Below are 25,505 nucleotides of genomic sequence, written 5' to 3'. Positions count from 1 at the left end.
ACCCGACATGGAAGACATATGAGCAAGAACTGGATATTCCGCACACGCAGGGACGGCAGCCCCGTCCCGGATTCCTTCCACGACGCGGCCGAGCGCTGCGGCATTTCTCCCCGTCTGGCCGAAATTCTCTGGCTGCGCGGTCTGGAACGTCCGGAAGAACTGGCGGAATATCTTTCTCCCGGTCTTCGTCATCTGGCCCGGCCTTCGTTGTGGCCGGGCATGGCAAAGGCCGCCTCCGTGCTTGCGGAAGGACTGCTTGCAGGAAAGAAGCTTGCCATATGGGGAGACTATGACGCCGACGGCGTAACGAGCACGGCTCTGGCTCTTCAGGTACTGCATCATCATGGCTACGATGCGCTGTGGCATCTGCCCGACAGGCGGGAGGAAGGCTACGGCATGAACGTAAAGGGCGTGGAGAAGCTTGCGGAAGCGGGCGCGTCCATGCTGCTTACCGTGGACTGCGGCATTTCCGATGCGGCGACCATTGCGAGAGCCAGAGAGCTCGGCATGGACGTGGTGGTTACCGACCATCATCTGCCGCCGGAAACGTTGCCGGATGCAACGGTACTGTGCAATCCCAGACTGGCGGACTGCCCCTGCGCCTCCCTTGCGGGCGTGGGCGTCACGTTTTTTCTCATGGCCGAGCTCAACGCGCGTCTTGCCGAGGCGGGGTCGCCGCGCATGGATATGCGCCGCACCCTCGATCTTGTGGCCCTCGGCACGCTGGCCGACCTTGTGGAACTGGAAGGGCAGAACCGCATTCTGGTGAAGAACGGCCTGCTCGTGCTCGCCGAAGCGAAGCGGCCCGGCATTTCCGAGCTCAAGGCGGTGAGCGGATTTGCTCCGCTTGCCAGTCTCGGCGCAGGACAGGTCATCTTCAGCCTTGCTCCGCGCATCAATGCCGCCGGACGCGTGGCCTCGGCGGAAACGGCACTGGAGCTTTTGTGTGCGAAGGACTGCGACAGTGCGGCAGATCTCGCGCGTACGCTGGACGGCTACAACACGCAGCGCCGTCAGGAGGAGGAGCGCATTACTGAGGAAGCCATGGCTCAGGCCGAAGCCTCACTGCATGACCCTGCGCTGGTCATTGCCGGACGGGACTGGAATCAGGGTGTCATAGGCATTGTGGCTTCGCGGCTGGTGGAGAAGTACCACAAGCCCACGCTGGTTCTGTGTGCCGATGGAGGTACGCTGAAGGGGTCGGGGCGTTCCATCAGCGGTTTCGATCTGCATGCGGGACTTGCCCGCTGTGCGGAGGAGCTGCTTTCCTACGGCGGACACCGCATGGCCGCCGGCGTGCGCGTGCTGCCGGAAAAACTGGAGGCGTTCCGTTCCCGTTTCGTGAGCGTGGTGCGCGAATCTCTCGGCGACGAGCCTGTGCCCGCCGTGCAGATGATAGACGGAAACCTCGACTTCAAGGCGGCGACGAATTTTATTTTTCTCAAGGAACTTGAGATGATGCAGCCTTTCGGCGTGGGCAATCCCGAGCCGGTCTTCCAGTCGCCGCCGCTGCTCGTGAAAAGGCGCAAGATTTTCGGCCCGCAAAAGAATCACGTGCTTCTGGAACTTGCCGACGAGAGCTGCGGAATCACGCTTCAGGCCAAGGCATGGAGACAGGCCGAGCAGTTTCCGGCCGACCTTGAAGGAAGGCGCGTGCTTCTTGCCTACAGCCCCGGCATAGACATGTATAACGGCGCGGCCAGCGTTGACGTGCGCATAAGGGACTGGAAGCTGGCCTGACGGTTGAAGTACGGGACGACGTTTCTGCATGCAGGCTCCGCAGTTTTTTTTCCGGCAGTAAGAGGCGTGCGGGGCTTTTTTGATGCCGTCGGACGAGACATGGGGCGGAGTCATGCCCGGAGGTGACGGCGGAAGGGGCCTAGGAGCGATCAGGGACTGCTGGCCGGAAATTTCGTGCGGTATCTTGCCGAAGGGCGGTCCGGGCAAAAGCCTGCTCCCTTGTCCTGCTGCGGAACACGCGGCAGACCGCCTCAGCGCCGTTTCTTCGTTGCGTGAACGAAGAAAAAGAAAAAGCCTCCGCTCTGCGGAGGCTTTTCGGAATGCCGTGGCGCGGACGCTTAGTCGCGCACGCCGTGGAATTCGATCTCGGTGATTTCGTAGGTCACGCGACCGCGGGGAATGTCGATGGTGACTTCGTCGCCGACCTCATGACCGAGGAGGGCGCGTCCCACGGGAGAGTTGATGGAGATGGAGCCCTTGGCGAAGTCGGCTTCGTCGGGTCCAAGCAGGGTGAACTGGCGTTCCTCGTCGGTGTCCACGTCGACCACATGCACGGTAGCGCCGAAGATGACCTTATCGCTGTGGAGCGTATCAAGGTCGATGACAGTGTACTGAGGAAGCTGGGACTCGATGTAGTTGATGCGGGCTTCCAGAAAACCCTGGCGCTCACGGGCAGCGTCGTAACCGGCATTTTCTTTGAGGTCGCCCTCTTCGCGGGCTTCCTTGATGGCCTGAATGACGGCGGGACGCTCTTTCTTGAGCTCTGCGAGTTCTTTTTCCAGCTTCTTGTAGCCCTGTACGGAAATAGGCGTGCTCATGGCAGGTACCTTCAAACAAAAGTGATATGCAAAAAAAGAGGCCCAACTTCTTGAAAGAGAGGTCGTCACTTCCAGAGAAGCGGGGCATCAGGAAATGCTTTCTTTGGAATATAGGCCTGCCGGAGCGTGAAGTCAATCCCCGGGGGCGTTTTCAGGCTTTCGACAGGGCACTCGGGAGAACGGGCGGAGCCGTTTTCCCGTCGTTTTGCAGAAAAGGCCTCGGATGCCCGTCGTTCTGAAGAAAGGAGCCGAAGGCGCATATTTTTATTGCTGGACAAGTTGTCCGGCTTCTGAGAAGATAAGAGTTCTATTATTCTGTTGGCCCGGCTTGACGGGCAACAAAAAAACTTCATGGAACTGCTATGGCAAACGATAATCAGCCGGATAAAGTCATTTATTCGATGAACCGCGTGACCAAGCGCCATGGTCAGCGCGAAGTGCTCAAGGACATTTCGCTCGGATATTTCTATGGCGCGAAGATCGGCGTGCTCGGTCTGAACGGCGCGGGCAAGTCCTCGCTGCTCAAGATCATGGCCGGCGTGGACAAGGCCTTTGACGGCGACGTGGTGGTCGCTCCGGGGTATACCATCGGGTATCTTGAACAGGAACCGCTGGTGGACGAAACGCGCACCGTGCGCGAAGTCGTGGAGGAGGGTGTTCAGGAAGTCGTGGATCTCGTGAAGGAATTCAATGAGATCAACGAAAAGTTCGCCGATCCCGACGCGGATCTGGATGCACTCATTGAGCGCCAGGCCAAGGTTCAGGAAAAGATGGATGCCATGAATGCGTGGGATCTTGATTCACGTCTTGAAATGGCCATGGACGCCCTGCGCTGCCCGCCCGGGGACACGCCCGTTTCCGTGGTGTCCGGCGGCGAGCGTCGCCGCGTGGCGCTGTGCCGTCTGCTTCTTCAGAATCCCGACATCCTTCTGCTCGACGAACCGACCAACCATCTGGACGCCGAATCCGTGGCCTGGCTGGAACGCTATCTCCAGAACTTCCCGGGCACGGTCATCGCCGTCACGCACGACCGTTATTTCCTCGACCACGTGGCCGGATGGATTCTGGAGCTCGACAGAGGTCGCGGCATCCCGTGGAAGGGCAACTATTCTTCCTGGCTTGAGCAGAAGGAAAAGCGTCTCGCGCTGGAAGAAAAGGCCGACAACGAGCGCCGCAAGACTCTTGCCCGCGAACTTGAGTGGATTCACATGTCTCCCAAGGGTCGTCACGCCAAAGGCAAGGCCCGCATCAATGCCTACGAGGCCATGCTGAGCCACGAGAGCGAACGGCTTGCGCCCGATCTTGAAATCTACATTCCGCCGGGACCGCGCCTCGGCAAGTCCGTCATCGAGGCCAGGGATCTGTGCAAGAGCATGGGCGACAAGGTGCTTGTGGAAAAGGCGAACTTTCTGGTGCAGCCGGGCGCCATCGTGGGCATCATCGGTCCCAACGGCGCGGGCAAGACCACGCTCTTCAAGATGCTCGTGGGTGAGGAGAAGCCTGACTCCGGCACGCTCAATATAGGCGAGACCGTGAAGTTCGGCTACGTGGACCAGAAGCGCGCCTCCCTTGAACCCGGCAAGACCGTGTATGAGATCATAAGCGGCGGCAATGATTTCATCCGCCTCGGCGGCAGGGAAGTGAACGCCCGTGCCTACTGCTCCCGCTTCAACTTCCAGGGCGGTGATCAGCAGAAGAAGGTGGATGTTCTTTCCGGCGGCGAGCGCAATCGTGTGCATCTGGCCTGCATGCTCAAGTCCGGCGCCAACGTGCTGCTGCTCGACGAACCGACCAACGACATCGACGTGAACACCATGCGCGCGCTGGAAGACGCGCTGGAAAACTTTGCCGGATGCGTGCTTGTCATCAGCCATGACCGCTGGTTCCTCGACCGCATCGCCACCCACATTCTCGCCTTTGAGGATGAGGGACAGGTGACCTTCTTTGAAGGCAACTTCTCGGAATACGAAGAAGACCGCCGCAAGAGGCTCGGCAAGGAGGCGGACACGCCGCACCGCATGAAGTACCGCAGACTTACCCGTCAGTAAGTCCGGTTTCAGCGCGGAAGGAACGATTGCTGTTCCTGTCCTGAAAACAGAAAACGAGGCAGCCGACAGGCTGCCTCGTTTGTGTTAAACCGGGAAGAAATCGTTTCTTCCGGTGGTGCCTCAATGCGGAGACGGAAACGTTTTTTACGCCTCAGGCACCGATCTTGCCTCTGTAGGTGGGCTTCTGCGGTACGATGGGGTCGGCGCGGCGCAGGGTAAGCAGCGTGATTTCTGCGCCTACACCGAGACGCATGGGCACATAGCCCCACATGCCCGTGCCGGGACTGACATAGAGAGGCATGGAACCGGCCCTGTAGAGACCGGAGCGGAAGCCGCCGTTCAGGCGCGATACGAGCGGGAAGAGAAAGAAGAACTGTCCGCCGTGCGTGTGTCCAGAAAGCTGGAGATGACAGCCGAAGGCGGCGTTCTGTTCCGCGTGCCCGGGACGGTGGGACATGAGCACTTTCAGACCTTCCCCTGCGCCTTCCAGCGCCTTGCGGGCATCGGGCGCTCCCATGGATTCGTCAAGACTGCGGAAGAGCACGGCACACGGGTCGGTGACGGCGGCGATGACCACGTTTCTGCCGTTCACTTCGTATTTCCTATGTTCGTTGAGCAGTACCGTCATGCCCCAGCTCCGCCAGGTTTCAACCCATCGGCGAAGGCCTGAATAGTAGTCATGATTGCCCACGCTGATGACGACGTCGAAGCGGGCGCGAAGCTTCGTGATGGGCCGAAGAAGGCTGCCGATGCGTTCGGGCCTGCCGTCGGCGAGGTCTCCGGTGATGAGGATGAAGTCGGGGGTAAGCTCGTTGGTGCGGCGAACCACCTCTTCCAGCCACGCGCCGGTGAAGGTGGAGCCGATGTGCAGATCGCTCAGATGGACGATGGTCAGTCCGTCCAGATCCTTCGGCAGCCCCTGCAGAGGAACGTCTACTCTTTTGACGGACGGCACGGCCAGCGCCCGGGCCATGCCGAAGCCCGCCGCGGCAATGCTTGCGGCAAGCATGATCCATTCCGCAGCCGGAGAAAGAAGCACGGAAAATATGACGTCCTCTGCGCTTTCGAGCTGCGGCACGAAAAGGGAAAAGGCAAAGGTGAGGGCCAGCAGCGCGTCGCGCAGAATGACGATCCATGAGAGAACCATGAACGACGAGGAGATGAACCCGCCGATCCGAACGAGTGAAAACGGCAGATCCGGCCGCCACGTGATGAGCACGCGCATGCCCGTGATGGTCTGGGAAACAAGGAAGAGCAGAATGGTGAGCGGTATTCGCCAGCCCATGGGGACGGGCTCGTGCCATAACAGGCTGAATGACATGTAGGCGGCCACCACGAGCATGAGTGTGGTGCTCGATGCAAAGAACATTCGATTGCGGGCGTAGTCGGCCATGACAAGTCCTTGAACGGGGGTCGGAAAAATTCGGGCCGCGGCATCTGCCCGCGGCCGTCATGATGGGAGAGATACGTCGGGGACGCTCGGCGCTGTCCTGACATTATTTCGGGGCAATGTACTTTTCCATGGCCTGAGCGGAACAGGTCTGCCCGCGCCAGAAGGAAGAGGCCCAGAGAATGAGCACGGAGGCCTGCGCATCGTCGAGCTGACGGAATTTCGTTTCCAGATTGCGCGGGCTGCTGCCGTGCTTCTGGTAGAGTTCCTTTCTGTCGCAGTGCTCCATGACGTGGATGAGCAGATGCGTGAGCCTGAGATGCGAGGTGTCGATGACGATGTTCTTGTGTGCGTCGATGATGGTTTTCAGCTCCGCGGCGGTGAAGAGCGATTTCAGCGCGCTCACGGTACTGAACCAGGTGTCGATGGTCCAGGGCAGCATGAATTCCGCGCCGGCGGTGCGACTGCGGAAATGCTCCCTGATCCAGACGTCCTGTTCGTCGCTCGGGGTGCGGCCATAGTGAAACATGATTTCTCCGGAGGCTAGAAGGGACGTGTGTAGGGAATGTCGCCGTATTCGAGGGACGGATCTTCGGCACAGGGCAGAAGAGGCCGACGTCCTTCCTTCCAGTCCCGGAAATGGGCGATGATGCGGGCGTGATCGAAGCAGAGCGGCTCCGGCAGTGCATCCAGAGGGTAGAAGGCAGCGTCGGCTGCGTCGTCGCCTGCGAGCAGTTTTTCGGGGTGGTCGCTGCGGCCCACGAACACCGTGGTGAGCGTGTGGCAGCGCATGTCGCGCAGAGGCCAGGAGTACACGCCGAGCAGACCTTCCAGCGTGACGTCGAGGCCGGTCTCTTCCTTCATTTCGCGAACGGCGGCGTGTTCGGCGCTTTCGCCTTCCTCAATGAAGCCGCCGGGCAGAGCCATGCCGAGGGGAGGATTTTTGCGCCGGACGAGAACGATGCCGCGGGCATCGTCATGAATGATCACGTCGGCGGTGGGCAGGGGATTGCTGTAGCGGACCACGAGCGTGCCGCAGGAAGGACAGTAGCGGGGATGATTCATGCGTGAACCTCGGAAGCGGATGAAGCCAGAATGGTGAACCCGGCCTGTTCGAGTTTGGATAGGGGCAGCGCGCCTTCACGCAGAAGGCGCAGCCGGCGGTTTCCCAGAGGTTCCACGATGGTGCTCGCTTCGCCTCCGCCGGGCGCGGGAGGCTCGTCGAGAATGCCGTCGGTGGAGGGATCGAGGGACTGAATAAGTTCCGAATCGAGCTCGGATGCGTGAGTGACGGCATCTCTGCCGCTGATGTTGGCGCTGCTTGAAACGATGGGAAATCCGCAGAATTCGGCCAGAGCTCGGGCCGAGGGATGAGAGCTCACCCGTGCGGCGATTTTGCCGCTGCCTCCGGTGAGCGCCTCGGGAAGATTGCTTCCTGCAGGCAGAAGCAGGGTGAGAGGCCCAGGCCAGAAATCGGAAAGAGCGGCAATGTCTCCGGCAAGGTCGCTTCCGGGAGTGGCCACAAGGTCGAGCTGACGTTCGTTGCCCAGAATGACGGGCAGGGGCATGGAAAGAGAACGTTTTTTGCACGTAAATACGCGGCGCACGGCGACATCGTCGTCAGCCCGGCATCCTATGCCGAAAAAGGTCTCTGTAGGATAAAGGAGCAGTCCTCCGTTTTTCAGGCGACGGGCTGCTTCCTGAAAGGAAAGGGTCACATTTTTCTCCGTGGCAACAGTAAAGGCTGAGGGCAGAACGGATGACAGCTCCCGCGTTCGCTGTTCCGGCGGAGGCTGGAACGGCCTTCCGGGCTCGGAAAATCGGTTTTCCAAAGGTCCGGAGGCTGATCCCCGGGTACGGGACGTCGGGAATGTCCGGCTTTGAAGCGGAAACGTCATACCGTTCTTTTTTTCATATCTGTTCGACTGATGACTTGCAAGGGAGAGGGAAAAGCGAACCGGAGAAACGGCACAGGATAAGAACGCACAAGCGGGCCTCCCGCACGGTCCGCGCGCGTCTGCTTCATGCCGCCAGAAAGATCCCTGGGCCGCCTGTCGAACACGGATTCGTCGTCGCGTATTTTTTCAAGAGTCTTTCCTTCAGGCGCGTTTTTCCGTCCCTGGAAAATACGGCTCAAGTGCCAGCATGATGTTTTCTCCCGTGCTCATCCACAGAAAGAGTCCGCAGTCCTGAAACATCATGCCCCGGTTGAGGCCGGGCTTTTCGATGCGTCGGCCGTTCATGGTGAAATCTCCCTTCACGGAGGCTCAAGTCATGCCGGAAGACGGATGGCCCGGGCAGACAGCTGAACGCCCCGGTGTCGATGGAGAGGCCTGTGTCGTCCAGAACAAGATGTTCCGGCCTGCAGCCGGAAGATGGTTGATGCGGAGGTCCTGCAGATGGCGAAGGGCTCCGTGCCTCAGCGGAGCATTTCGAGGAAGGCTTCCACGCGGACCTTGAGCTGCTCCGTATCGGCAGGAGAATAGTCGGTGACGATCTGCAGGAAGGGAAGATGCAGCTTTTCCCGGACGAATCTCTTGACCGACCACGATTCCACGTCATAGGTCTGGCAGCCCTGCCAGGTGAGGTCGACCACGGCGTCGGCCCGGAATTCCGAGGCCAGATTTTCCAGCACGACGTAGCGGTTCGGATTGGGCGACATGACCGAGCATGGAGTGTCGAGGTAGCGGGAGGCAAGGGCGTCAAGCGGATCGGCATTCTCGTCGATCATGAGACGCACCTTTTTGTAGCACGAACAGTTGTCCAGGCAGACGACGCTTGCCCCGCAGTCTTCCAGCAGCTTCACCACCTTATGGGAGCCGAGCCCCACGGGCACGCCGGTAAGAAGAATGCGCGGCGCGGAGGCGGTGAAGGGACTTTCTCCGGACGCGTCGACTTCCCGGGCTATGTCTTCCAGCAGCTCCGTGGCCTTGTCCCAGTCGGGCACGAAGGAAGCCCGGTGCGCGATTTCCATGAGCTCCATGCCGGAAAGCGGCGAGGGCTTTCTTTTCGCAAGATCGAGCACGCTCTTGAGCGCGCGGCGGAAGCGGTTGGCCTTGCGTATGGCTGAGCGCAGCTCCTTCACTCCTATGACCACGTCGAAGCGCAGTTCGAGTTCCCGGACGAGACGTTCATACTGCCCCTTCCAGTACGCGAGCGCGGGCTCGTTCTGAATCTGCGGAAGCTGGAGCATGAACATGCTCTTGCGTTCGGCCAGAAGCTCGAACATTTTTTTCTTGCCGTCGCAGGTGGTGTCGGCAATGACGATGTCGGAGGCGGCGAGGTACGGGCAGCTGTCTTCGAGGGCGAAGCCGAAGCTGCTCTTGATGAGCGGACAGAGCGAGCGCGGAAGAATGCTTTCCGCGGGCGGAATGGAATCATTTTTCGTGCCGCACAGCGAAACGGGAACGGCTCCTGCGGCCAGGGCGATTTCCAGAGGGGAGTATATGCAGTACTGACCGACCACCTTCACTCCGGCCTGCTTCGCTTCCTGAAGGGCCAGAACGTTGCGGTCGGTGATGTCCTTGAATCGTTCAACGCTGGGATAGCTCATGAGTTCTCCTTAGCATAGGCGCGCGGCAATGAGCGCCGCGCCGAGTGCGCCTGTGTTTTGAGGATCGTTTGCCACATTGACGGTGGTGCCGAGTTCCGAGGACAGGCAGCGCACGAAAGCCGGAAGTGTGGCGAGTCCGCCCGTGAAGGTGTACTCGCCGCGGCAGGCGATGCGTCGGGAAAGCGAGACCATGCGCCTTGCCAGGGAGCGGAACACGCCGGCGGCCACGTCTTCGGGGCTCACGCCCTGCGCCAGCAGCCCGACGATTTCCGTTTCGGCAAACACGGCGCACATGCTGGAAATGTCTGCCGGCCTGCCCCGGCCTGCGGCTTCGTCCAGCGCCTGAACGTCCATGCCCAGAATGCCGGAAAGCACCTGAAGAAAGCGGCCTGTTCCGGCAGCGCACTTGTCGTTCATGACGAAGTCCTGTACCGAGCCGTCGGCATCTACGGCAATGGCCTTGCTGTCCTGGCCGCCGATGTCCAGAACGACGCCGGTGCCCGGAAAGAGATGCACGGCCCCCAGCGCATGACAGGTGATTTCCGTGACGGTTTTGTCCGCAAAGGGCAGGGCTATGCGTCCGTAGCCCGTCCCTGTAACGCGCGTCAGCGCCGGGCGGTCCACCCCGGCCTGTGCGCATGCCCTGTCAAGGGCGTCTTCGCCTGCCTGTCGGGGATTCCAGCCCGTGGGCACGAGCGCATGGGCCAGCACGTTGTTGGTGAGTTCATCCAGAATGACCGCTTTTGCGGCCACCGAGCCTACGTCGATGCCTGCCACCGGCATGATGTTTCTCCTGTTCTTCCGCGTCGCGCCTCGGCATGGAGGCGCGACGGCGGGATTGCTGTTACGGACGGATGACCTTGTCGGCAAGGTCGAGACTGGTGACGATGTCCAGCATATTGGTGGTTTCGCCGACCTGCTTCTGTTCGGTGAGGTGGAAGAATTCAAGGCAGGTGCCGCACACAAGGATGCTCACGCCGGAAGCTTCCAGCTTCTTCAGGGCGTCCAGAGCCTTGCCGGGCGTGGAGGCGAGACGCACGCCGCCATTGACCATGACGATACGCCAAAGCTCATTCATTTCGGGCAGCGTAGCGAGGAAGTTTGCCATGAGCCTGGCGCCGAGTTCGTCGCTGCCGGAACCGATGACGTCGGAGGTGAGCATTACCAGAGTCTTGCCGGAACGCGAAGGACCAGCCTCGGCAATGATGTCCTCGGCCTCGGCGCAGTTGATGCCGGCCTTGCGGCCGCAGACCTTCCATTCCGAGTCGCCGGTCTTTTTGATGTCCGTGACGTAGCCGGAACGTCCGAGAAAGCGGCTGACGTTTTCCGTAGCGGGCACGTTGTCCACGCAGACTTCAATGGCGTCGGGAGTTTCTTTCAGGGCGTCGCGGGTGCGTATGACAGGTTCAGGGCAGGCCAGACCTCGGCAATCAAGAAAAACGGACATGGGACCTCCAAAAGTGGTTGCTGGTGAAGAATGATGAATGCGGAATCGTTGAGGCATGCTCCGCACGACTTGCAGATGGCAGGGGGAGGGAGGGCAGCGTTGCGGACAGACGCGTCGCGCCAGAAAGAGAACGAGCTGCCGGAGCTGCAGGTTCGCTCGACGATCTGTTCTTCTTGTCCGGTTCCGGCAGGCGGTCGCTCAGGGAATGTTCTTCAGAAAGAGACCGGTACGCTGCGTGCGGTTGAAACAAAAGGCGCTCCTTCCGGACAGGTGACCGGAAAGAGCGTCGAAGCGGCGGAAGCGGAATTAAATCAATCAGCGCTGCCTGAACCGTGGATGGCCAAGAAAGAAACTCTTCCCGTCACAGAAAAGGGAAAGTCAGGTAAAGGGAAGTTGGTAGATGGACATCATCATGGCTGAGGCGAAAGCACACGGTAAAAAGAAGTAATAGTCTGTTTTAATACATTGATACTCGAATAATTTTTATTCAGGTTGCAACGCCCATGTCAAGATGCCCCGGCAGCATTCATAAATTTTTTACCTGCCTGCCATGCAGAATCACATATTGTTTTTTCTCGAGACGCAGAACGTCGGAAGTGGCGCGACACAGAGGCGCGTATCCGGAGATTCTTGCGGCGCAGGGGAGCCTTGCGCCATGGTGAGCTTTGACTTGCTTCCGTCGCAGGCTCCGCTTATAAGATCCCCATGAGCTTGAAACCCCTGAGAATCATGAGTGTAGGCAGACCGCACGCGCCTTTCTGGAAGGATGCAGCGGCCCATTATCTGGAAAGACTTGCCCGCTTCAGGCAGGTGACGGATACCGTCATCCGCGATTCCGACCCCGCGCTTCCGGTCGCAAGACGCGTGGAGGAGGAAGGAAAGCGCATACTCGCCGCCCTTGCCCCTCAGGACATCGTGATATGCCTCGATGAAAAGGGGCGTTCCATGACGTCCCGGGATTTCTCGCGCTTTCTGGAAGGACTGTCCTCGGATGCGACGCGTCGTCCGTGTTTCATCGTGGGAGGCCCTTTCGGTCTGCACGACAGCGTGCGGGAGAAGGCGAGGCATCTTATGGCCCTGGGGCCGCAGACCCTGCCGCACGAGCTTGCCCGCGTGGTGCTCCTCGAGCAGCTTTACCGGGCGGAAACGCTTGTGCGCAACATGCCGTATCATCACGACTGAGGCAGAATTCCGCAAAAGACACGACTCGGGCGGCCCGTTCCGACGGCAGATCGACATGACTGAAAACTGTGTACCGATCTGCCGATATTTTTCTCGGCCATGTCCATGAACTTCTGGTTCAAGAGGGGAGACCCGTTTGTGCCGCTTGCCTTGGTTGGATTGCAGGCAAGACAGTCAGACTGCCCGTGCTTTGGGCGTGCGTGCAGAATCGGGACCTGTCGGCACGGTTTTCAGCCTTCTTCGCCAGCCATTCTTCGCAGTTCCGCTTCTCTTGCTTTTGCGTCCAGCGGCCGGCAGAGCGTGAAGGTTTCGTCGCCGCGCACTTCCTTGGATACCTGAAAATGCTGGGCCGCCCGGGCCGCGAGCTGAGGCCAGTGCGTGATGATGAGAAGCTGACGGCGCGAGGCAAGGTCGCTCAGTCGATCGGAAACGCGGTTCAGCGTGATGCCGCCAACGCCGGCGTCCACTTCGTCAAAAATGAGCGTGGCGTCCTCGTTTGTGGACTGAATGCCCACGACGGCAAGAAGAAAGCGGGAGAGTTCGCCCCCTGAGGCAATCCTGTCCAGCGGCTGGGGGTGCTGTCCGGGGTTGGGCGCCCAGAGCAGGCGATAGCGGTCTTCCATGCAGGGGGGGCAGATGACTTTTACCTTGTCTTCCACCTGCGGCCACAGTTCGTGAGGCGTGCCTTCCGGCTCCACGTGGACGCGATCGGAAAAACCGAGTCCGGCCAGCTCCTTTTCCAGAGCAGCACAGAAGCGAGAGGCGGCGTCCTTGCGCAGGACGTTGCATTCTTCAAGCGTTACATGAAGTTTTTTGGCAAGCTCCCGTTCCTGTTTTTCCAGCCGGTGCAGATCCAGACCGCAGGCATCGAGAAAGGAAAGATTTTCGGTGATCTCATCGCGCAGGCGCAGAATTTCGGGAAGACTGCGGCGCATCCGGCGCTTGAGCTGGGAAAGCTCGTAGAGCCTGGCCTCAAGCTCATCCGGGTCATATTCACTGTCGGACGCGGGCGTGCTGCGGAATCGTCGCGTGAGCTCCCTGGCTTCTTCCTCGAAGTTCAGAAGGGCATCAAGCGAGGGAGAGAAGCTTTCATCTTCCTGCGCCAGATTGTGAAGCAGACGTTCCAGCTCGCCGAGCAGCGTGGAGAGGCCTCCGCCTTCGCCGCCGATCATGAGCTCAAGTCCCTGCTCATACTGCGCGCGCAGGTGCTCCACGTTTTTGAGCTCCGCGCGGGCTTTTTCCAGACGCTCCTCTTCGCCTTCCTCCGGGGCAACGCGCTCGATTTCCTTCTGCTGCATTTCCAGAAGCTCGCGTTTTTCGCTCAGCATGTCCATACGTTCCAGAAGCTTGCGCCGTTGATCCGCCACGTCTCTGAGTTCGCGCACAAGGGCATCCTTGCGGCTGACGATTGACGGATCGGGAAGAAAGGAGTCGATAAGCGACGCCTGATAGGAAGCCTGAAGCAGCCGCTGCTGTCCGTGCTGACTGACGTGAAAGAGCAGCGCAGGACGCAGAGCGCGCACGGCCTCCTGCGAGGTGAGGGAGCCGTTGAGAAAGAAATGGCTGCGCCCGGAAGCAGCGGAAAGCTCGCGACGAAGCACCACTTCCTCCTCACCCTGTTCTCCCCGCCGCGTAAAAAGCGCTTCTACCTGCGCCTTGTCGCGACCGGGGCGTACCATGTCGGTGGTGAGCCGGTCGCCGAGGACGAAGTTGATGGCCTTGAGGATGAAGCTTTTGCCGGCACCGGTTTCACCCGTGAGCACGTTCATGCCGTCGCCGAACTCCAGCTCCATGTCGTCGATGAGCGCAAGACCGCGTATGCGCAGATATTCCAGCATGGTATCACCAGAAAAAAGGTTGACCGGGCAGACCCCGACAGCAACATCTTTCGTGGAAAACGAATAAAAAGTCAAGAATAAATTTATTTATAGATAAATTAAAAATTGATTTATCAATCAGAAAAAAGATGCGCTGTCAATGGAAAACATATTTTTTACGACAGGAGACAAGGCAGGCAAAGTGGAAGGCATGAGGGAGCGTCGCAAGAGGCAGAAGGTCAGGGCTGAGGGCGAACGGGGAAGGGCTCGGTGCGGCGCGGAAAAAGGGATGGACGGCGCGGCATGGCGTGCAGCGTACGAACGCCGGAGCGTGGCGTTTCGGAAAATTGGGGCGGACTGCCGGCAGCGGACGACCTGCTGCGGAATAGGAGATCTGAAAACTTGAGGGAGGAGGGGGAACTTGTTTTCCGTCCGGTCGGAAGAAGGCGGGAAAGACAGGCGCATGCCGCGCGGGCAGAGACGGCACGGAGCGTGCCAGACGGGAGACTTCGGAGAAAATGCCGGGTCCTCGTCGCTCGGTGCGCGAGCGATACGTAAGGGCGCGTCGTGCCGCTGAAAACGGTGGGCTTCCTATTCACGAATCTCGGAGACGTGCGCGGAAGGCGCGGAGAACGCTGGAAAGCAGACGCGGCGGCGCAAAAAAACGGTCCGAAGGCGCGGGAAACGTGCCTTCGGACCGTGCAGTCAGCCTTGCAGGGCCTTGCGGAAGCCTTCAGCAGAACGTTCGATGACGGCGTCTTCTACCGCGAAGGACAGGCGGATGTAGCCGGGATAGCCGAAGCCGGAGCTCGGGACCGCAAGCACGAGATTCTTCGTGAGGCGCTCCACGAGGCCCTTGTCGTCGCCTCCGGGGGCCTTGGGGAAGAAGTAGAAGGTGCCTCTGGGCGGCGTGAACTCGTAGCCAGCATCGGCAAGAATGGCGGCAAGCTTGTTGCGGCGGCGGGTATAGATGGCGAGGGCCTCGTCCGTGGACGTGCCGAGGCATTCGGCCATGAGGTACTGGCCAACCACGGGCGGGTTCACGAAACCGAGCACGCGGTTGGAGAATATGAGTCCGTCCATGAGCTTCTCGGCGTCTTCCATGTCGGGATTGACCGCGATGTAGCCCACGCGTTCGCCGGCCATGCCGTAGTTCTTGGCAAAGGAGCTGATGACCACGCTGTATTTATAAAGCGGCAAAGCGGCGGGCACCTCAATGCCGTCGTAGGCCAGGAAGCGGTAGGGCTCGTCGGCCACAAGGTAGATGATGCGGCCGATGCGCTTCGAGGCTTCTTCCAGCATGGCGGCGAGGCTCATGATGTCTTCTTTGGAATAGACAGCTCCGGAGGGGTTGTTGGGCGAGTTGATGATGAGGGCGCGGGTGCGGGGCGTGACGGCAGCGGCAAGGGCCTCCACGTCGGGACCGAAGTCTTCGGCACGGCAGGGAACCGGGTGCAGCGTGCCGCCGTGATTGCTCACGTAGAAGCGGTATTCACCGAAGAAGGGCGCCACGGTGAGCACTTCGTCACCGGGCTCGAGCACCGTGTGGAAAAAGGCGTTCATCACGCCGGCAGCGCCGCAGCCGAGCATGACGTGCTGAGCCTTGAGGGGCGTTTTCTGCTGGTCGCTCAGCCATGCGGCCAGCTTTTCGCGGGCCCAGCCGAAGCCGCCGTTGGGCATGTAGCCGAGAATGCCGGGTTCGGACAGACGGGCGGCAAGCGCGCTCATGGCGCGGGCAGCCTCGGCAGGCGGAGCGAGGTCGGGATTGCCGAGGCTGAAGTCGCACACGGCGTCGTTGCCGTATTTCTTGCGCAGTTCGATGCCGGCTTCAAACATCCGCCGGATCATGGATCCTTGAGAAAGATTTTGCTCCATGGCGGAGCTGAGAACGGAAGCAGACATGGCAGTCTCCTTGAAAGAGGGAAAGAAAGCGGAAAAAGATGGTTTGATGAGGAAAGGGATGAGGAGGGCCCGATAGCTGCGGAGCTCGTGCATGGTTCGATCCGGCGTTCCGGTCTGTTCAGCTCGCTGAGCGCCGCTTCCAGTCTGTCGAGCCACAGATCCACAAAGGCGGGATCGTCGGCAAGTCCCCTGAGCTCGGCCTGACAGCGGAAGCCAGCGGCTTCGAGCCTGCTTTTCCATGACGCGGGAGACGTGCCCGCCATGTCTTCCAGCGTGTGTCGTCCCACCACGGAGAGCAGCGGCAGAAGCCAGACCCGGCCGCTAGTCGCGGCTTCGGCGGAAAGCAGCGGGAGCAGCATGTCGAGTCCGTCGAAGGCGGGCGAGTCCAGCGTAGCTTCGTCGGGACGCACCATGCCGGAACCGACCATGCACGCCACGTGAATGTGCGGGTCCTGTGCGCGCACGGCCTCGCCCCAGCGCTGATAAAGAATGTCGCATTCATGACGGCTGCCGTGGGCCATGCACACCACAGGCTCTCCGGGGGATCGCAGGGGAGAAATGTGTTTGAGAAGCGTTCCTGCGGCCTGCGTCACGCAGGGGTCTTCAGGATCCAGACTTGAGAGCAGCGGTCGGCCGAGACTGACGGTCATGCGGCCTTCTTCCGCTATGCAGCGGCAGTCGGCGGCCACTCCGTCGTATTCCATGCCGGGAATGAGATGCAGCGGCTGCACGGCGACATGCGTGTAGCGCTCATAGCGCATTCTTTTCAGCGCCTTGAGCACGGAGTCGGATTTCGTGCGCGAGCTTGCGAGTCTGAGCCGCATGGCTTCGGACGTGAACGCCCAGCGGACGGGCAGATGAAAGCGTGCCTGCGTGGCGGCCTGCACGGCGCGCAGGGCCGCAGCTCCGCGAATGTTGCCGCAGCCGTAGGCTACCAGAAGAACGCCGCGCTTCATGCCTTTTCCGCAGAGAAGGTTTCTTCGGTAAAGAGCTGGAAGCCCTTTTTGCGCAGAAGGGCGGCAAAGAGTCCGTCGCCGTCGACCAGCGTGTGCGTGAACGTGCCGTCGTAAATGCGTCCGCAGCCGCAGGAGGGGGAACGTGCCTTGAGAACGGCGGCGGAGCAGCCGCATTCCTCGGCAATGTAGAGCGCGGCTTCCGCCCCGGCCGAGAACGCTCCCGTGACGTCGTCGCCCTCGGCAGACATGACGCGATCTCCCTGCCGTTCGCTCGGCGTGCGGGGTGTGGGCAGGCCTCCGAGCACTTCGGGGCACACGGGCACGGCCTCGCCGTTCTCCACAAGCGCGGCGATTTCCGGGCGCAGGTTGGAGCGTCCGTCATAACGGCAGGGCGTGCCTGCAAGACAGGCGCTTACCACATATCGGCATTTTTTAGGAAAAGCCGTCAAACGAGATCTCCACCTGTTCCTGGTTGTCCTTGCGTCGGACTATGGTGCCTATTTCCCACGCATCCGTGTGCATGGACTTGAAGCGGGGGAGCATGTCGTCGGCCGTGTTGCGGTCGGTGATCATGATGAAGCCTATGCCGCAGTTGAAGATCTGGAGCATCTCCGGCCAGGAGAGATTTCCCTGTTCCTTCAGCCAGTTGAAAATGGCGGGACGTTCCCAGCTCGAGAAGCGGATGTTTGCGCACACGGAGGCGGAAAGCACGCGGGGAATGTTGTCGTAGAAGCCGCCTCCCGTAATGTGCACCATGCCTTTGATGGGCAGGTCGCGCATGATGGATTTCACCTGGTCGGCATAAATGACGGTGGGAGTAAGCAGCACGTCGGCAAAGGTGCGGTCGGTGCCGGGGACGATGTCGTCGGGCTTCACGCCGCTTTCCTCATAGATTTTGCGTACGAGGGAAAAGCCGTTGGCGTGGAGGCCGGAGGAGGCCAGTCCTATGATGACGTCGCCCACGCTGATGGTTGAGCCGTCCACGATGTTCGGTCCGTCCACAATGCCCACGCAGAAGCCCGCCAGATCATAGTCGCCGTTGGCATACATGCCGGGCATTTCCGCCGTTTCTCCGCCGAGCAGCGTGCAGTTGCTCATTTTGCAGCCTTCGACGATGCCGCCGACGACGGTGGTGGCCTGTTCCACGTCAAGCGCGCCGCAGGAAAAATAATCGAGAAAGAACAGGGGTTTTGCACCGAGTACAAGACAGTCGTTCACGCTCATGGCCACAAGGTCGATGCCTACGGTGTCGTGCCTGTTGAACAGGGATGCCATCTTGAGCTTCGTTCCTACGCCGTCGGTGCCCGCCACAAGAACCGGAGCCTGCATTCCCGTGATGTCGGGACGGAACAGACCGCCGAAGCCGCCTATGTCCGAAAGGACGCCGTGGGTCTGCGTGCTGGCCACCATGGTTCTGATGCGGGAAACCAGCTCGTTGCCGGCATTGATGTCGACGCCGGCGGAAGCGTATGCGTCGGAACGGGAAAAGCTCATGGTTGTATCTCCTGTTTGAAGGCGTCCGCCTTTTGCGGTCGGGCCGTCCTGTTGGCTCCTGCGTCCCGCGGCGCAGACCTCTGAAGGGCTTTGGCGCGCGGCATTTCCCCGGGAAATCGTTTATGCAGGTGCCCCGTATTAATAGTCGCTTCCGTCTCGTTTGCCAAGTTCTTTAAATGGAGCACGTTCGACGGAAGTGCTGCGGGCGGAGTTCCTTCGAAGTGGAAAAGGCGAAAGAAGTGTTGCCGTTTTTTTCTGGATGCTTCTTCCGGGGGGCGGGGCGCTCATCCTCTTGCATTTCCCCGAGGAGTATTTAGAACATGACAGGCCCGAGCGGCATGAATTTCTACTTTCAAGGCGGTTTCCCATGAGCAAAGATGCTTCCAATCCTTTTTCCAGACTGAATGCGCGGGATTTTCCTTCCCGCAGTGAACGAGACAACGAGAAAAAGCTGCGCCGTGCCAAAACGGTGGTGAAGAACAGGGACGCCGAAGCCGCCGCTCAGGACGCCGATGAGCAGCTTTTCATGCAGGCCATGGGCGGAAACGTGCGCGCGCTGTCTTCGCCGGAATCCCCGAAGAGTCGGGCGGCCGGAAAGCGGGTCGGAGGATCTTTGGACGGGGACAACGACAGCTTTGCCAGAGCTCTGGAGCAGGAGGGCGTGAAGAAGCTTTTGCAGAAAAAGGCGGAAAAGAAGACGCAGGAAGCGCCGAAGCCTGAGCCGGAGGAAGAAAAGGAGCCCGCCACGCTGACGGCCATGGCTCTTGCCGGTGCGCGCATAGGCCGTCGCGACGATTCGGCGCTTATGGCCGAAGCTGCCGGAAAGAGCGCGGAAGCCGACGACAGCCGTGATTTTTTCAGTGCCATCAAGGGTACGGTGCCGCTCAACGGCAGGGGACGCGACGTGCCCGTGGAGCCTGAGCCGCCGCTTGTTCCGGTGACGGATCCCCGTCATCCCCTGCAGGACTTCATGGAGGGCAAGGTGGAATTTTCCGTGGCGAGCACCGCGGAGTACGCCGAGGGGCACGTCGTCGGACTGGATCTCATGATTGTTTCCCAGCTTCAGTCCCGTCAGTTCAGTCCCGAGGCGCATATCGATCTGCACGGACTCAACTGTGAGCAGGCTTTCCAGAACCTTGTGGGCTTCTTCCGCAACGCCTATTACAAGGGGGCAAGAACCGTGCTCATCGTCACCGGCCGGGGACTCAATTCCGTGAACGGCGTGCCCGTGCTGCGTTCCCGCGTGCAGCAGTGGCTTACCCAGGATCCTTTCAAGCGCGTGGTGCTGGCCTTCTGCACCGCAAAGCAGGAAGACGGCGGCGCAGGAGCGTTTTACGTCCTCATACGCAGGCGCAAGAAGAGCTACGGAAAAATACGCTGGGACGTCATGCCGTCGGATCCCGACCTTTACTCCTGATGCGGGAGTGTTCATGACGGGCAGATTCCTGGAGCATCTGCCCGTCTTTTGTCCATGCCGTTCGGAAAGGTTCAGGGCTTCGGTCCGGAGGAACAGGGAACGTGGAAGGAGGGGCGGCGATGATTCTTTTGAAGAAAAGCCCCGGTGAGGCGGCGCGGATACCTGCTTTCTCCGGCGAATGCCGGAAAGAGGGCGGGGACCGTGCTGTCTCATGAGGATCTTCGGGGCCTTTTTTCTGCAAGGACGTTCGCTGTAAAAACTTTCGGACATTTCAGGCGGGGGCGTATCATGGCGTCAAAGTCTTTACTCTTGATGAAAAACGCGGGCTCGGCTATAGTTACGTCATTGCGGCCTGCGTCTGGGCCTTTCTTTATGCAACAGCCCCTTTCCGAGGGAGGACGATATGCAAGCTCCTGAAAAAAATCTGGCGTTCGATCTGCTCCGTGTAACGGAATCCGCAGCTCTTTCCGCGGCCCGATGGCTGGGAAAAGGCGCAAAGGAAGACGGGGACGGCGCAGCTGTGGACGCCATGCGTCTGTCTTTTGACTCCCTTTCCATCAAGGGTCGCGTCATCATAGGCGAAGGCGCCAAGGACGAGGCTCCCATGCTGTATAACGGCGAGGAAGTCGGCGACGGCACGGGACCTGCCATCGACATCGCCGTGGACCCCGTGGAGGGCACGAATCTGCTGGCGCTCGGTCGTCCCAACGCCATTGCCGTCATAGGCGCGTGCAAGTCGGGGTACATGTACAACCCCGGCTCCAGCTATTATATGAAGAAGCTCGTGGTGGGTCCCGAAGCACGCGACGTCGTGGACATCGACGCTCCCGTGGCCGACAATCTTCAGGCCGTGGCCCGTGCCGTGGGCAAGGACATCAACGACCTTGTGGTGTTCGTGCTCGACAAGCCCCGGCACAAGGGACTCATCGAGGAAATCCGCAAAACCGGCGCACGCATCACCCTGCATACCGACGGAGACGTGGCGGGTTCGCTCATGGTGGCCGATCCCAGCGTGGACGTTGACGTGATGATGGGCACCGGCGGTACCCCCGAGGGCGTGATTTCCGCATGCGCCATCAAGGGCGTGGGCGGTCAGATGTTCGGCCGCTTCGACCCGCAGTCCGACGCCGAGCGGCAGGCCATGATAGCGGAAGGCACCAGGCTGGATGAGATTCTTACCGTGGATTCCATCATACGCGCCGACGATGCCTTTTTTGCCGCCACCGGCATTTCCGGCGGAACCTTCCTCGGCGGCGTGAGCTATTCCGGCCGCGGCGCCGTCACCCATTCTCTGGTCATCCGCGCCAAGACGGGCACCTTCCGCTACATTGAATCCCACCACAACTGGGAACGGCTGATGAAGTTCAGCTCCGTCCGGTACGACTAGGCCTTCACCAGCGCCGAAGACGGTGCTGCCGGACAAAGAAGCGATGACATGCGTCCGGCGTTGCGGAACGTTCCGTGACGTCGGACGGCACGGCCTGCGCATCGTACATGCCTGCGCAGACAGCGTGCTTTTTATGGCGCAGCCTTCTGTTTCGGAAGGCCTGCGCATATGACCCATAACACCCAGTCAGGGAGTATGGAAATGAACAGTGTCAAGACCGCCATCCTGTTCCCCGGTCAGGGGGCGCAGGCATCTGGCATGGGAAGGCGTCTCGCCGAGGCGTCTTCCGATATCATGGATATCTGGAAAAAGGCGGAAAGCATAAGCGGACTGCCGCTGCGCGAAATATACTGGGAGAGCGACGACGCCACGCTCATGGCCGAAACCCGCAATCTTCAGCCCGCCATCACCGTGGTGAACCTTGCGCTCTGGCTGAGCGTGGCCGACCGGCTTTCTCCGGTCTGTGCGGCCGGCCACAGCCTTGGAGAATTCAGCGCGCTGGCCGCTGCCGGCGTGCTTGAAATGGACAAGGTTCTGGAACTCGTTTCGCTGCGCGGTCGTCTCATGGCCGACGTGGATCCGGAACACATAGGCACCATGTGCGCCATGATCCGGCTCTCTCAGGAGCAGGTGGAAGCCGCCGCCAGGGAAGTTTCCGAAAGCACCGGAAAGCTTGTGCGCGTGGCCAACAAGAACACGCCGCTGCAGTTCGTGCTGAGCGGGCACCGTGAGGCCGTGGAGGCCGCGGCCGAAAAGCTCAAGGCCGAGAATCCGCGCGCCAAGGGCTTTCCTCTGGCCGTGAGCGGTGCCTTCCATACGCCCATGATGGCCGAGGCTTCTGCGGAGTTTTCCAAGCTGCTCGACAAGCAGGACTGGCATGACGCGAAATTCCCCATCTATTCCAATATCACCGGTGAGCCTTTGAGCGATGCGGAGGCGCTGCACAGTGCCATGCGCCGTCAGATGACTTCTTCCGTCTGCTGGGTGGACACCATTGCCAACCAGTGGAGAGACGGCGTGCGTCGCTGGGTGGAATTCGGTCCCCAGGGGGTGCTTACCCGCATGGTCCGTCCGATTCTCGTGGCTGCGGACGTGGCTGACGGCAGCTACACCACCGTTCATATTCCCAACAAAGACGCCGTTGATGCATTTGAAGGATAACGATGCGCGACATACTTCTCATTGAAAAGGCACTCCGTGACATTGTGGCCGCAAACGGCTGGCAGTGGCCTGAAAAGGCCGTTCTGGAAATTCCCAGAGAGTCCAGCCACGGCGATCTGGCCACCAACCTCGCCATGGTGCTTTCCAAGCAGGCAAAGGCCACGCCCCGCGTGGTGGCCGAAAAAATTCTGAAGGAGCTTTGCGAAAAGTTCCCCGGTCTCGTCACGGCCGAAATAGCCGGCCCCGGCTTCATCAACATCACCTTTGCTCCTTCGTTCTGGCAGGGCGTCGTTTCCGAGGTTGAGGAGCAGGGCAGGGCGTTCGGTTCCTCGAAGAACGGCAGCGGCCGCCGCATCGTGGGTGAATACGTCTCCGCCAATCCTACCGGCCCTCTGCACATCGGGCACGGCCGCGGCGCCGCCGTGGGCGACTCGCTTACCCGTCTGCTGCGTTTTGCCGGCTACGACGTGTCCACGGAATATTACATCAACGATGCCGGTCGCCAGATGCGTCTTCTGGGTGATTCCGTGTATCTGCGCATGCGTGAGATATGCAATCTGCCCGTGACGTATCCTGAAGATCCCAAGGGCTGGTACCACGGCGACTACATCCGCGACATCGCCCGCGAGATGCTGGAAAAGGATCCCTCGCTGCCGGAGCGTCCTGAAGCGGAAGCCAAGGATCTCTGCTATGAATACGCCTGCGCCACCATTCTTGCGGGCATCAAGGAAGACCTCCGGGAATTCCGCGTCGAGCATCAGGTCTGGTTCTCGGAAAAGAGCCTCGTGGATGCCGGAAAGGTGGAGGAGGCCTTCGACAAGCTGCGCGCCATGGGGCTCGTGTACGACAAGGACAACGCCGTATGGCTGGCCACCCAGCAGTTCGGTGACGACAAGGACAGAGTGCTCAGAAAAAGCGACGGCTATCTGACGTATTTCGCCTCCGACATTGCCTACCATGCCAACAAGTTCGATCGCGGCTTCGACGAATGCATCGACATATGGGGCGCGGATCATCACGGCTATGTGCCCCGCATGAAGGCCGCCATCACCTGCATGAAGCATGACCCGGAAAAAGACTTTCATGTCGTGCTCATCCAGATGGTGAACCTCATGCGCGGCGGTGAGCCTGTGGCCATGTCTACCCGTTCCGGCGAGTTCGTCACCCTGCGTGAAGTGCTCGACGATGTCGGTACCGACGCCGCCCGTTTCATGTTCCTTTCCCGCAAGAGCGACAGTCCGCTGGACTTCGATCTGGATCTCGTGAAGCAGCGGAACATGGAAAATCCGGTGTACTATGTGCAGTATGCCTATGCCCGCGTGGCCGCGCTTCTGCGTCGTGCCGCAGATCGCGGCGTGGTTCTTCCCGAACACTGCCCGGCGGACATGCTGACTCCGCTCACCTCTGCCGACGATCTGGCGCTTCTGCGCGAGGCGGAGCGTTTCCGCAACGTGGTGGAAGACGCCGCCCGTGCCCGTGCGGCGCATCCCGTCAGCTTCTATCTCATGGAGCTTGCCGGCAAGCTGCACAGCTATTATGCCAACAACCCCGTGCTGAGCGGCGATGATGAAGCCGTGATGAAGGCTCGCCTTGCGCTCCTGCGCGCCGTGAGCATCGTCATTGCCAACGGTCTTGATCTGCTCGGCGTCAGCGCTCCGGAATCCATGTAGTCATGGCCAACGCCTTCTATCGCAGTTCATCTTCAAGCGCGAAGAAAAACAGCGACCGGGAACGCCGGACGAATGTCTTTTTCGCGTCGGAGGAAAGTTCGGACGCCGCGGCATCCTCTGCCGCGGCCGAAGACTCCTCGTCGCGCAAAAGTTCTGCCGCTCGTTCCCAAAGCCGGTCGGAGGGGCGGAGCGTGTTCGCCTGGAGGGCGAACATTACGCCTTCGGCCCTCGTGACCATGAGCGTGCTCGCGCTCGTCATGCTGGGGTTCTGCTTTCTGTCCGGCGTCATCGTGGGGCGCAGCAGCATGCCGCTGCCCCAGGCTCTTGAGCTCGACACGCTTTTGTCGGAAGAGCCCAAGGAGGGCTCGGGAGAGAGCGAAGAGCCGGAGAAGATTCTTCCCAAGGAAGAGCTGCGCTTCATGACAAGTCTGAAGAGCGACGCCGCCGGCGGCGTACTTGCCGAGGCCCAGAAGGGGGTGGACGACAAGTCCGCCGTGACGCAGGAAAAGGCCAGGCAGGAAAAGCCCGTTCAGGAAGTGCAGAAGCCTAAGGAACCTCAGTTTGACTACGTGCTTCGAGTGGCCGCATTCAAGGAGGCCAAACAGGCACAGGCGCTTTTGAATACGCTGACCAAGGACGGACTGAAGGCTCGTCGCACGCAGACGAAGACCAGCCGGACCACGTGGTATTACGTGCAGGTGCTCATGCGCGGCAGCAAGGCTGATCTTCAGATGCTGCGCCGCAAGCTGGACGGCTACGGCCTGCATGATGCCATGGTTCTGAGCGAAAAGGCCGTGAAGAGTAAATAACGTCTCGCGGCGGGAGAAGCGATTTTCTCGTCGTCCAAAAACCGCGGGACGGTGTCTGACGCTGCCCTTCTTTGCATACTTGACAAAGAAGGGCACGGTAGGTATTTTGTCATGTTTCCAGAGGTAAAGCATGGATCTTAGACACATCGCACTCAATGAGATTGACCCCCAGGGGATGAGTCTTACGGTTTCCGATGAGGAAGTCTGGCAGACGCCGCTGAAGGAATATCATGTGTCATGCCGCATAGTTGAGCCTGTCATTGCGGAGGTTTTTCTGCTTCCGCAGCAGGACGGCTGTCTGCTTCGCGGCACGATACGGGGCGTTGTGGCCATGCCGTGCAATCGTTGCATGGAAGAGACTCTTGTGGTGCTGAACCAGAGCTTCGACGAGTTTGAGGAGTATCCCGGACTCGGCGGAACCGAACCGGAAGAGGAAGATCCTGCCGGAATTCTGGATGAATGCGCCGTGACCATGGAAGGCGGAGCGCCTTTCCTTGATCTGGCGTCTCTCTTGTGGGAGGAGTTTTCGCTGGCACTGCCGGTGAAGCCCCTCTGTAAGCCGGACTGCCGGGGACTGTGCCCCGTGTGCGGCAAGAATCTCAATGAAGGTGCCTGCAGCTGTTCCCGCGACAGCGGGGATCCGCGGCTGGCTGCTCTGCGTCAACTGAAAGTGAAACATCAGGGGTGATTCCCCCGTTTCCGAGATAAGGAGAA

The 25,505-nt window shown here is 60.2% G+C and carries 24 protein-coding genes; 10 read left to right on the top strand and 14 right to left on the bottom strand.

Going from position 1 to position 25,505, the window contains the following annotated elements; translation table 11 throughout:
* Nucleotides 1-18: 18 nt before the first annotated feature.
* Nucleotides 19-1,740: a single-stranded-DNA-specific exonuclease RecJ gene (recJ, locus tag Q0J81_RS05925; protein WP_294446552.1), complete on the top strand. Its 1,722-nt coding sequence runs from the start codon at nucleotides 19-21 to the stop codon at nucleotides 1,738-1,740.
* 338 nt (nucleotides 1,741-2,078) lie between these two features.
* Here the strand turns inward: recJ and greA are convergent, their stop codons facing one another.
* Nucleotides 2,079-2,558, bottom strand: a complete 480-nt coding sequence (greA, locus tag Q0J81_RS05920) for a transcription elongation factor GreA (protein ID WP_294446551.1) — start codon at nucleotides 2,556-2,558, stop codon at nucleotides 2,079-2,081.
* 362 nt (nucleotides 2,559-2,920) lie between these two features.
* Here greA and ettA point away from each other — a divergent pair, with 362 nt between their 5' ends.
* A complete protein-coding gene (gene ettA / locus Q0J81_RS05915) occupies nucleotides 2,921-4,606 on the top strand; it encodes an energy-dependent translational throttle protein EttA (protein ID WP_294446549.1) in 1,686 nt (561 codons plus the stop codon).
* Between the two features lie 151 nt (nucleotides 4,607-4,757).
* Here ettA and Q0J81_RS05910 read toward each other — a convergent pair whose 3' ends face one another.
* From Q0J81_RS05910 to yedF, 8 genes are all read right to left on the bottom strand, one after another.
* Nucleotides 4,758-5,999, bottom strand: a complete 1,242-nt coding sequence (locus Q0J81_RS05910; protein WP_294446547.1) for a metallophosphoesterase — start codon at nucleotides 5,997-5,999, stop codon at nucleotides 4,758-4,760.
* 103 nt (nucleotides 6,000-6,102) lie between these two features.
* Nucleotides 6,103-6,525 (bottom strand): hypothetical protein, encoded by a 423-nt coding sequence (locus Q0J81_RS05905; RefSeq protein WP_294446546.1) that lies wholly within the window; start codon nucleotides 6,523-6,525, stop codon nucleotides 6,103-6,105.
* Nucleotides 6,526-6,539: 14 nt separating this feature from the next.
* Nucleotides 6,540-7,061 carry an NUDIX hydrolase gene (locus Q0J81_RS05900; protein WP_294446545.1) on the bottom strand — a complete coding sequence of 174 codons (522 nt, stop codon included), beginning with the start codon at nucleotides 7,059-7,061 and terminating at the stop codon, nucleotides 6,540-6,542.
* Complete coding sequence (locus Q0J81_RS05895; RefSeq protein WP_294446544.1) at nucleotides 7,058-7,714, bottom strand: L-threonylcarbamoyladenylate synthase; 657 nt, start codon at nucleotides 7,712-7,714, stop codon at nucleotides 7,058-7,060. The genes Q0J81_RS05900 and Q0J81_RS05895 overlap by 4 nt, the downstream gene beginning before the upstream one ends.
* 381 nt (nucleotides 7,715-8,095) lie before the next feature.
* On the bottom strand, nucleotides 8,096-8,239 hold the full coding sequence (locus tag Q0J81_RS05890) for a hypothetical protein (RefSeq protein ID WP_294446543.1): 144 nt from the start codon (nucleotides 8,237-8,239) through the stop codon (nucleotides 8,096-8,098).
* Between the two features lie 176 nt (nucleotides 8,240-8,415).
* Entirely contained in the window at nucleotides 8,416-9,549 is a 1,134-nt protein-coding gene (locus Q0J81_RS05885; RefSeq protein WP_294446542.1) for a double-cubane-cluster-containing anaerobic reductase, read from the bottom strand.
* 9 nt (nucleotides 9,550-9,558) lie between these two features.
* Nucleotides 9,559-10,332: an acyl-CoA dehydratase activase gene (locus tag Q0J81_RS05880; protein ID WP_294446541.1), complete on the bottom strand. Its 774-nt coding sequence runs from the start codon at nucleotides 10,330-10,332 to the stop codon at nucleotides 9,559-9,561.
* A 61-nt stretch (nucleotides 10,333-10,393) separates the two neighbouring features.
* Nucleotides 10,394-10,996, bottom strand: a complete 603-nt coding sequence (gene yedF, locus Q0J81_RS05875; RefSeq protein ID WP_294446540.1) for a sulfurtransferase-like selenium metabolism protein YedF — start codon at nucleotides 10,994-10,996, stop codon at nucleotides 10,394-10,396.
* A gap of 30 nt (nucleotides 10,997-11,026) precedes the next feature.
* On the opposite strand from yedF, the gene Q0J81_RS05870 reads away from it, so the two are divergent.
* Both Q0J81_RS05870 and Q0J81_RS05865 read left to right on the top strand, forming a co-directional pair.
* The gene (locus tag Q0J81_RS05870; protein WP_294446538.1) at nucleotides 11,027-11,416 is read left to right on the top strand and encodes a hypothetical protein; all 390 of its coding nucleotides are present in this window, start codon (nucleotides 11,027-11,029) and stop codon (nucleotides 11,414-11,416) included.
* Nucleotides 11,417-11,701: 285 nt separating this feature from the next.
* Nucleotides 11,702-12,178: a 23S rRNA (pseudouridine(1915)-N(3))-methyltransferase RlmH gene (locus Q0J81_RS05865; RefSeq protein WP_294446537.1), complete on the top strand. Its 477-nt coding sequence runs from the start codon at nucleotides 11,702-11,704 to the stop codon at nucleotides 12,176-12,178.
* Nucleotides 12,179-12,408: 230 nt separating this feature from the next.
* On the opposite strand, the gene Q0J81_RS05860 is transcribed toward Q0J81_RS05865, so the two are convergent.
* The 5 genes from Q0J81_RS05860 to purM all read right to left on the bottom strand — a co-directional run bounded on the left by Q0J81_RS05860 (nucleotide 12,409) and on the right by purM (nucleotide 18,347).
* Nucleotides 12,409-14,016, bottom strand: a complete 1,608-nt coding sequence (locus Q0J81_RS05860) for an AAA family ATPase (RefSeq protein ID WP_294446536.1) — start codon at nucleotides 14,014-14,016, stop codon at nucleotides 12,409-12,411.
* A 684-nt stretch (nucleotides 14,017-14,700) separates the two neighbouring features.
* A complete protein-coding gene (locus Q0J81_RS05855; protein WP_294446535.1) occupies nucleotides 14,701-15,897 on the bottom strand; it encodes a pyridoxal phosphate-dependent aminotransferase in 1,197 nt (398 codons plus the stop codon).
* Nucleotides 15,840-16,853, bottom strand: a complete 1,014-nt coding sequence (locus tag Q0J81_RS05850) for a sirohydrochlorin cobaltochelatase (protein WP_294446534.1) — start codon at nucleotides 16,851-16,853, stop codon at nucleotides 15,840-15,842. Before Q0J81_RS05850 ends, Q0J81_RS05855 begins: the two co-directional genes overlap by 58 nt.
* On the bottom strand, nucleotides 16,850-17,302 hold the full coding sequence (locus tag Q0J81_RS05845) for a DUF523 domain-containing protein (RefSeq protein WP_294446533.1): 453 nt from the start codon (nucleotides 17,300-17,302) through the stop codon (nucleotides 16,850-16,852). The genes Q0J81_RS05850 and Q0J81_RS05845 overlap by 4 nt, the downstream gene beginning before the upstream one ends.
* The gene (gene purM / locus Q0J81_RS05840) at nucleotides 17,286-18,347 is read right to left on the bottom strand and encodes a phosphoribosylformylglycinamidine cyclo-ligase (protein ID WP_294446532.1); all 1,062 of its coding nucleotides are present in this window, start codon (nucleotides 18,345-18,347) and stop codon (nucleotides 17,286-17,288) included. The genes Q0J81_RS05845 and purM overlap by 17 nt, the downstream gene beginning before the upstream one ends.
* A 367-nt stretch (nucleotides 18,348-18,714) precedes the next feature.
* Here purM and Q0J81_RS05835 point away from each other — a divergent pair, with 367 nt between their 5' ends.
* The 6 genes from Q0J81_RS05835 to Q0J81_RS05810 all read left to right on the top strand — a co-directional run bounded on the left by Q0J81_RS05835 (nucleotide 18,715) and on the right by Q0J81_RS05810 (nucleotide 25,479).
* Complete coding sequence (locus Q0J81_RS05835) at nucleotides 18,715-19,764, top strand: Smr/MutS family protein (protein ID WP_294446530.1); 1,050 nt, start codon at nucleotides 18,715-18,717, stop codon at nucleotides 19,762-19,764.
* Nucleotides 19,765-20,167: 403 nt separating this feature from the next.
* The gene (gene glpX / locus Q0J81_RS05830; RefSeq protein WP_294446529.1) at nucleotides 20,168-21,151 is read left to right on the top strand and encodes a class II fructose-bisphosphatase; all 984 of its coding nucleotides are present in this window, start codon (nucleotides 20,168-20,170) and stop codon (nucleotides 21,149-21,151) included.
* A 201-nt stretch (nucleotides 21,152-21,352) separates the two neighbouring features.
* A complete protein-coding gene (locus tag Q0J81_RS05825) occupies nucleotides 21,353-22,312 on the top strand; it encodes an ACP S-malonyltransferase (RefSeq protein ID WP_294446528.1) in 960 nt (319 codons plus the stop codon).
* A gap of 2 nt (nucleotides 22,313-22,314) precedes the next feature.
* The gene (argS, locus tag Q0J81_RS05820) at nucleotides 22,315-23,982 is read left to right on the top strand and encodes an arginine--tRNA ligase (RefSeq protein ID WP_294446527.1); all 1,668 of its coding nucleotides are present in this window, start codon (nucleotides 22,315-22,317) and stop codon (nucleotides 23,980-23,982) included.
* Nucleotides 23,983-24,173: 191 nt separating this feature from the next.
* Nucleotides 24,174-24,791: an SPOR domain-containing protein gene (locus Q0J81_RS05815; RefSeq protein WP_294446526.1), complete on the top strand. Its 618-nt coding sequence runs from the start codon at nucleotides 24,174-24,176 to the stop codon at nucleotides 24,789-24,791.
* A gap of 130 nt (nucleotides 24,792-24,921) precedes the next feature.
* Nucleotides 24,922-25,479, top strand: coding sequence for a DUF177 domain-containing protein (locus Q0J81_RS05810; protein ID WP_294446525.1), 558 nt, complete (start codon nucleotides 24,922-24,924; stop codon nucleotides 25,477-25,479).
* The last annotated feature ends 26 nt before the right edge of the window (nucleotides 25,480-25,505 follow it).

Origin of the sequence: uncultured Mailhella sp., from assembly GCF_944324575.1 — a bacterium.
Lineage (GTDB): Bacteria > Desulfobacterota > Desulfovibrionia > Desulfovibrionales > Desulfovibrionaceae > Mailhella.
The sequence above is the reverse complement of the archived record's forward strand: the minus strand, read 5'-3'. Positions and strand labels throughout refer to the sequence as shown.

Excerpts from the sequence above, each read along its gene's own strand:
- Q0J81_RS05855 (WP_294446535.1), bottom strand. The coding sequence starts at position 15,897 with ATGTCTGCTTCCGTTCTCAGCTCCGCCATGGAGCAAAATCTTTCTCAA.
- yedF (WP_294446540.1), bottom strand. The coding sequence starts at position 10,996 with ATGTCCGTTTTTCTTGATTGCCGAGGTCTGGCCTGCCCTGAACCTGTC.
- Q0J81_RS05880 (WP_294446541.1), bottom strand. The coding sequence starts at position 10,332 with ATGCCGGTGGCAGGCATCGACGTAGGCTCGGTGGCCGCAAAAGCGGTC.
- Q0J81_RS05865 (WP_294446537.1), top strand. The coding sequence starts at position 11,702 with ATGAGCTTGAAACCCCTGAGAATCATGAGTGTAGGCAGACCGCACGCG.
- recJ (WP_294446552.1), top strand. The coding sequence starts at position 19 with ATGAGCAAGAACTGGATATTCCGCACACGCAGGGACGGCAGCCCCGTC.
- purM (WP_294446532.1), bottom strand. The coding sequence starts at position 18,347 with ATGAGCTTTTCCCGTTCCGACGCATACGCTTCCGCCGGCGTCGACATC.
- glpX (WP_294446529.1), top strand. The coding sequence starts at position 20,168 with ATGCAAGCTCCTGAAAAAAATCTGGCGTTCGATCTGCTCCGTGTAACG.
- Q0J81_RS05910 (WP_294446547.1), bottom strand. The coding sequence starts at position 5,999 with ATGGCCGACTACGCCCGCAATCGAATGTTCTTTGCATCGAGCACCACA.
- Q0J81_RS05825 (WP_294446528.1), top strand. The coding sequence starts at position 21,353 with ATGAACAGTGTCAAGACCGCCATCCTGTTCCCCGGTCAGGGGGCGCAG.
- Q0J81_RS05885 (WP_294446542.1), bottom strand. The coding sequence starts at position 9,549 with ATGAGCTATCCCAGCGTTGAACGATTCAAGGACATCACCGACCGCAAC.
- Q0J81_RS05890 (WP_294446543.1), bottom strand. The coding sequence starts at position 8,239 with ATGAACGGCCGACGCATCGAAAAGCCCGGCCTCAACCGGGGCATGATG.
- Q0J81_RS05860 (WP_294446536.1), bottom strand. The coding sequence starts at position 14,016 with ATGCTGGAATATCTGCGCATACGCGGTCTTGCGCTCATCGACGACATG.
- Q0J81_RS05900 (WP_294446545.1), bottom strand. The coding sequence starts at position 7,061 with ATGAATCATCCCCGCTACTGTCCTTCCTGCGGCACGCTCGTGGTCCGC.
- argS (WP_294446527.1), top strand. The coding sequence starts at position 22,315 with ATGCGCGACATACTTCTCATTGAAAAGGCACTCCGTGACATTGTGGCC.
- Q0J81_RS05810 (WP_294446525.1), top strand. The coding sequence starts at position 24,922 with ATGGATCTTAGACACATCGCACTCAATGAGATTGACCCCCAGGGGATG.
- Q0J81_RS05850 (WP_294446534.1), bottom strand. The coding sequence starts at position 16,853 with ATGAAGCGCGGCGTTCTTCTGGTAGCCTACGGCTGCGGCAACATTCGC.
- Q0J81_RS05835 (WP_294446530.1), top strand. The coding sequence starts at position 18,715 with ATGAGCAAAGATGCTTCCAATCCTTTTTCCAGACTGAATGCGCGGGAT.
- greA (WP_294446551.1), bottom strand. The coding sequence starts at position 2,558 with ATGAGCACGCCTATTTCCGTACAGGGCTACAAGAAGCTGGAAAAAGAA.
- Q0J81_RS05870 (WP_294446538.1), top strand. The coding sequence starts at position 11,027 with ATGATGAATGCGGAATCGTTGAGGCATGCTCCGCACGACTTGCAGATG.
- Q0J81_RS05905 (WP_294446546.1), bottom strand. The coding sequence starts at position 6,525 with ATGTTTCACTATGGCCGCACCCCGAGCGACGAACAGGACGTCTGGATC.
- ettA (WP_294446549.1), top strand. The coding sequence starts at position 2,921 with ATGGCAAACGATAATCAGCCGGATAAAGTCATTTATTCGATGAACCGC.